Here is an 887-nt window from a genome sequence, read left to right on the forward strand (position 1 = left end):
GTATTTGCTTCTACGATCTCGAATTTCATCAATAACTTGTTTATATTGTCTTTCTTGTTTTAATTCATTTTGAGATATTGTTTCTTTTTGAATCGTAATCGTTAAAAAGAAAAGGTGAAACTTCATATGTGAATTCCTCCTTTCGAATTGGAATTACAGATGACTACAGTAATGACTTTGTCTTTCTTTTACATGATCTATAGCCTGATTAATGTGTCGCTCATGAAGCATTTCAGACTCGGAAAATGTATTTTTTTGAATGGTAATGGTTAAAAAGAATACTTTAAATTTCATTAGATAATTGCCCCTTTATAAGTGATTTAGAAAAAACGAGTGTAATAAGAAATTACAGGTGACTACAGTAATGACTTTGTCTTTCTTTTACATGATCCATAGCCTGATTAATTTGTCGCTCATGAAGCATTTCAGACTCGGAAAATGTATTTTTTTGAATGGTAATGGTTAAAAAGAATACTTTAAATTTCATTGGATAATTACCCCTTTATAAGTGATTTAGAAAAGACGAGTGTAATAAGAAGATTGGCGCTCTTTTACGTCGTCCATAATGTTTTGAATGTGTTGCTCACGTAAAATCTCTTTCTGTGAAAGTTTACGTTTTTGAATGGTGATAGTTAAAAAGAATGCTTTAAATTTCATTAGATTTATGACCCCCTTTATAAGTGATTTAGAAAAGACGAGTGTAATAAGAAGATTGGCGCTCTTTTACTTCGTCCATAATGCTTTGGATGTGTTGCTCACGTAAAATCTCTTTCTGCGAAAGTTTACGCTTTTGAATAGTGATAGTTAAAAAGAATGCTTTAAATTTCATGAATATATGACCCCTTTAAAATATATTTTTAATACATTTGAGTGTAGTATGAACTTTT

General features: G+C 30.0%; 5 protein-coding genes. All 5 read right to left on the minus strand.

What is annotated here, in order from left to right:
- A partial coding sequence (locus MR170_RS30805) for a YrzI family small protein (RefSeq protein WP_242310649.1) occupies window positions 1-126 on the minus strand: 126 nt, incomplete at its 3' end.
- Window positions 127-153: 27 nt separating this feature from the next.
- Entirely contained in the window at window positions 154-294 is a 141-nt protein-coding gene (locus MR170_RS30810) for a YrzI family small protein (RefSeq protein WP_043939981.1), read from the minus strand.
- A 52-nt stretch (window positions 295-346) separates the two neighbouring features.
- Window positions 347-487 (minus strand): YrzI family small protein, encoded by a 141-nt coding sequence (locus tag MR170_RS30815; protein WP_050844001.1) that lies wholly within the window; start codon window positions 485-487, stop codon window positions 347-349.
- 26 nt (window positions 488-513) lie between these two features.
- Entirely contained in the window at window positions 514-657 is a 144-nt protein-coding gene (locus MR170_RS30820; protein ID WP_029442601.1) for a YrzI family small protein, read from the minus strand.
- A gap of 28 nt (window positions 658-685) precedes the next feature.
- Window positions 686-829 carry a YrzI family small protein gene (locus MR170_RS30825; RefSeq protein WP_000668965.1) on the minus strand — a complete coding sequence of 48 codons (144 nt, stop codon included), beginning with the start codon at window positions 827-829 and terminating at the stop codon, window positions 686-688.
- Between the last annotated feature and the right edge of the window lie 58 nt (window positions 830-887).

Origin of the sequence: Bacillus cereus group sp. BfR-BA-01524, from assembly GCF_022662595.1 — a bacterium.
Classification (GTDB): domain Bacteria; phylum Bacillota; class Bacilli; order Bacillales; family Bacillaceae_G; genus Bacillus_A; species Bacillus_A thuringiensis_S.

Excerpts from the sequence above, each read along its gene's own strand:
- MR170_RS30810 (WP_043939981.1), bottom strand. The coding sequence starts at position 294 with ATGAAATTTAAAGTATTCTTTTTAACCATTACCATTCAAAAAAATACA.
- MR170_RS30815 (WP_050844001.1), bottom strand. The coding sequence starts at position 487 with ATGAAATTTAAAGTATTCTTTTTAACCATTACCATTCAAAAAAATACA.
- MR170_RS30820 (WP_029442601.1), bottom strand. The coding sequence starts at position 657 with ATGAAATTTAAAGCATTCTTTTTAACTATCACCATTCAAAAACGTAAA.
- MR170_RS30825 (WP_000668965.1), bottom strand. The coding sequence starts at position 829 with ATGAAATTTAAAGCATTCTTTTTAACTATCACTATTCAAAAGCGTAAA.